At 77.1% G+C, this 3,785-nt stretch carries 4 protein-coding genes; 3 read left to right on the forward strand and 1 reads right to left on the reverse strand.

The features are described 5' to 3' along the window. Window positions 1-106: 106 nt before the first annotated feature. The 3 genes from G6556_RS20320 to G6556_RS17655 all read left to right on the forward strand — a co-directional run bounded on the left by G6556_RS20320 (window position 107) and on the right by G6556_RS17655 (window position 2,813). Complete coding sequence (locus G6556_RS20320) at window positions 107-961, forward strand: DUF664 domain-containing protein (RefSeq protein WP_346774978.1); 855 nt, start codon at window positions 107-109, stop codon at window positions 959-961. A gap of 87 nt (window positions 962-1,048) precedes the next feature. Next, window positions 1,049-1,729, forward strand: coding sequence for an HAD family phosphatase (locus G6556_RS17650; RefSeq protein WP_346774979.1), 681 nt, complete (start codon window positions 1,049-1,051; stop codon window positions 1,727-1,729). A 136-nt stretch (window positions 1,730-1,865) separates the two neighbouring features. Then, entirely contained in the window at window positions 1,866-2,813 is a 948-nt protein-coding gene (locus tag G6556_RS17655) for an arginase family protein (protein ID WP_166944289.1), read from the forward strand. 33 nt (window positions 2,814-2,846) lie between these two features. Here G6556_RS17655 and G6556_RS17660 read toward each other — a convergent pair whose 3' ends face one another. Continuing rightward, a complete protein-coding gene (locus tag G6556_RS17660) occupies window positions 2,847-3,728 on the reverse strand; it encodes a RecB family exonuclease (protein WP_346774980.1) in 882 nt (293 codons plus the stop codon). Window positions 3,729-3,785 lie beyond the last annotated feature (57 nt).

The following is a 3,785-nucleotide window of genomic DNA, read 5'->3' on the forward strand; positions in this document are numbered from 1 at the left end:
GGCCATCGGCCCATCATCCCCCCGGGTCACCGGCGGTCCTGCGCGCGGCGGTGCCGCGGGTGACCGGCCGGGTGCGGCGCCGACCCGCCCCGCTACCGTGGGCCGCATGGGCGGACGGATCACGGCGGAGGAGTTCCGGGCGGCCGACGGCGTCGCGGACTGGCGGGTCGGGCCGGACGGCGCGCACGCGCGGTTCCGCACCGGGTCGTTCGCGGCGGGCGCCGAGCTGGTCGACGCGATCGGCGAGCTCGCCGACGCGGCGGACCACCACCCCGACGTCGACCTGCGGTACCCGTCCGTCGCCGTGCGGCTGGTCTCGCACGACGTCGCCGGGCTCAGCCGGCGGGACCTCGACCTCGCCCGCCGGATCTCCGCCGCGGCGCGCGAGCTCGACATCGCGGCCGAGCCCGTGGGGGACGAGGCGCCGGTCGTCGACGAGCAGGGTCGCCCCGAGCCGATCCCGGACGGCGACGAGGTGCAGACCCTGCTCGGCTTCCTCGACTTCCACCGGGCGACCCTGGAGTGGAAGACCCGCGGCCTGGACGCGGCCGGGCTGTCGGCCACCGTCGGCGCGTCGTCGATGACCCTCGGCGGCCTGCTCAAGCACCTCGCGTACGTCGAGGACGACTGGTTCTCCCGCGCGCTGCACGGCCGGGACCGCGCCGAGCCGTGGGCCGCCGTCGACTGGTCGGCCGACCGGGACTGGGAGTGGCACTCCGCCGCCGACGACGCGCCGGACAACCTGCGGGCGCTCTGGCTCGCGGCCGTCGAGCGGTCCCGCGCGGACGTCGCGGCGGCCCTCGCGTCGGGTGGCCTCGAGGGAGCAGCAGCCCGCGGCTGGCCGGACGGCCGGACCCCGCACCTGCGGTGGGTCCTCACCCACATGATCGAGGAGTACGCCCGGCACAACGGGCACGCCGACCTGCTCCGGGAGGCGGTCGACGGGCAGGTCGGGGAGTAGCGACACCCGCCGTTCACCGTCGTTCACCGACCCCGGGTACCGTCGAGGGCAGCACCCCGCCCGCACCAGCACCCGGAGCCGCACGCCGTGAACGACGCCCGACCCGCCCTGCCCGCCGCCGTCCTGTGGGACATGGACGGCACCCTGGTCAACACCGAGCCGCTCTGGATGGCGGCCGAGACCGAGCTGGTCGAGTCCTGGGGCGGCACGTGGACCCACGAGGACGGGCTCACGCTCGTCGGCAACCCGATGAAGGTCTCCGGCGAGATCCTCCGGGGCCGCGGGGTCGGCCTGACGGTCGACGAGATCGTCGACTTCCTCAACAAGCGCGTCGCCGCGGCGGTCGCGGAGGACACGCCGTGGCAGCCGGGCGGCCGTGAGCTGCTCGCCGCCCTCGCGGCGGCCGGCGTGCCCCAGGCGCTCGTCACGTCCTCGTACATGGAGCTCGCCGAGCCGTTCGCGCGGGTCGCCGGCGTGTTCGCGACCGTCGTCGCGGGCGACGAGGTCGAGCGCCCCAAGCCGGACCCGCAGCCGTACCTGCTGGCGGCCGAGCGGCTCGGTGTCGACATCGCCGACTGCGTGGTCGTCGAGGACTCGCCGACCGGCATCACCTCCGGCGTCGCCGCCGGCGCGCGCGTGCTCGCCGTCGAGGTGTTCCGGGAGCTGCCCGACATCACGGGGCTGAACAAGACCGGGTCGCTCGCCGACGTGTCGCTCGACGACTTCGCGCGGATCCGCTCGGGCGCGGTGCTCGACATGCTGGGCTGACCCCGGGCGAACCCGCTCGGCCGAACCCGCTCCGCGGGGCCGCCGTCCTGGATCCGCTCGGACCGGGGCGGCCACCCGACCCCCTGCCCCGACGCACCGCGCGCCGCCCGGCGACCCCGGGCCCTACGGTCGTGCCATGACGGCGGCCCGAGACCGGCACTGGGGCGTCCTCGGCGTGCCGTCAAGCCGCGCGGCGCACTGGCCCGGGCTCGAGAAGGGCCCCGCCGCGCTCCGGGCCGCGGGGCTCGTCGAGGCCCTCGCGGCGGCCGGCGCGTCGGTGACCGACCACGGCGACCGGCCGGTCGCGCGGTGGCGCCCGCGCCCCGAGGCGGGCAGCGGCGCGACCACCGGCCCGCACGACGCCGACGGCGTGTCCGCGGTGCTCCGGGACGCCCGCGACGCGCTGGCCGGCGTGCTGGCCGCGGGGGAGACCCCGCTGGTGCTCGGCGGCGAGTGCACGCTCGCCCTGCCGCTCGCCGCCGCCGCGGTGGCCGCGCTCGGCGACGTCGGGCTGGTGTACGTCGACGGCGGCCAGGACCTGCAGCTGCCCGCGGACCACCCCGAGGAGCCGATCCTGGACTCGATGGGCGTCGCCCACCTGCTCGACCTGCCGGGGACCGTCGGTGCGCTCGCCGGCCTGGGCCCGCGCCGGCCGCTGCTGGACGCGCGGGCGCTGTGCTTCCTCGGGTTCGCCGACGACGACGAGGACGTGCACGGCCTGGTGCCGAGCACGCGGGTGCCCGCAGCCGAGGTGGCCGCCGACCCGGAGGGCGCCGCGGGGCGTGCGCTCGTCGCGGTCACCGAGGCCACCCCAGGATCGGGCGCGGCGTCACGGCCGTTCCTCGTGCACCTCGACGTCGACGTCCTCGACGCCCTGCTGCTGCCCGGCGCGGACGTCCCCCAGTACGGCCGCGGGCTCACGCTCGACGTGCTCGTCGCCGTGCTGGAACCGCTGGTGGCGGACGCGGGGTTCGCCGGCATGACGCTCGTCGAGCACAACCCCGACCACAACCCCGACGGCACCTCGGCCCGGCGGCTGGTCGCGGCGCTGGCCCCGGTGCTGGCGGCACGGCGCGCGCCCTGACCCGGGGCGACCGTCGGTCCGCCCGCGCCGGGCTCAGGACGCCTGCGCCACCGGGGTGACGCCGATCGCGCGCTCCACCGCGCCCTCCGGCACCTCCGGGGGCGTCCCGCCCCACGCCGGGCACACGGCCTGGTGCGCGCACCAGTCGCACAGCCGGGACTTCCGCGGCCGCCACTCCCCGGTCCGCGCGGCCTCCTCGACCTGCGCCCACAGCGACCGCAGCCGCAGCTCCAGGGTCCGCATCTCCGCCTCGGACGGGGCGTGCCGCAGGATCTGCCCGTCGCCGAGGTAGACCAGCTGCAGCAGCTTCGGCAGCACGCCGCGCTCGCGCCACAGCACGTAGGCGTAGAACCGCATCTGGAACAGCGCCGACCCCTCGAACCCGGGGTTCGGCGACTTGCCGGTCTTGTAGTCGACGACCCGCAGCGCCCCGTCGGGGGCGACGTCGATCCGGTCGACGATGCCGCGCAGCTGCGGCCCGTCCTCCATGAGGGTCCGCACCGCGAGCTCCCGGTCACCCGGCTGCAGCCGGTTCGGGTCCTCCAGCGTGAAGTAGGTGTCGAGAAGCAGCCGGGCGCTGCCGAGCCAGGCCTCGCGCTCGTCGTCCGTGGCGAACATCGTCACGACCTCGGGCGAGCGCTCCAGCAGCGCGTCCCACGCCGCGGGGACCAGCCCGTGCGCGGCGGCCGGCGTGCGCTCGCCGAGCGGGAGGTCGTACAGCCGCTCCAGCACGGTGTGCACGAGCGTCCCGCGGGCCGCCGCCAGGCTGGGCGGCTCGGGCAGCCTGTCGACCACCCGGAACCGGAACAGCAGCGGGCACTGCTGGAAGTCGTTGGCGCGCGACGGCGACAGGCCCGGGACGCGCGGCTCGGGCGCGGCCTCGACGTCGCCGGCGTCGGCGCCGTCGGCGGACACGGGGGCGAGCAGCTGCGGGTCGGTGGTCGTCACGGTGACGAGCGTAGGCGCCACCAC

Origin of the sequence: Cellulomonas sp. IC4_254, assembly GCF_011603975.1 — a bacterium.
Classification (GTDB): Bacteria; Actinomycetota; Actinomycetes; order Actinomycetales; family Cellulomonadaceae; genus Cellulomonas.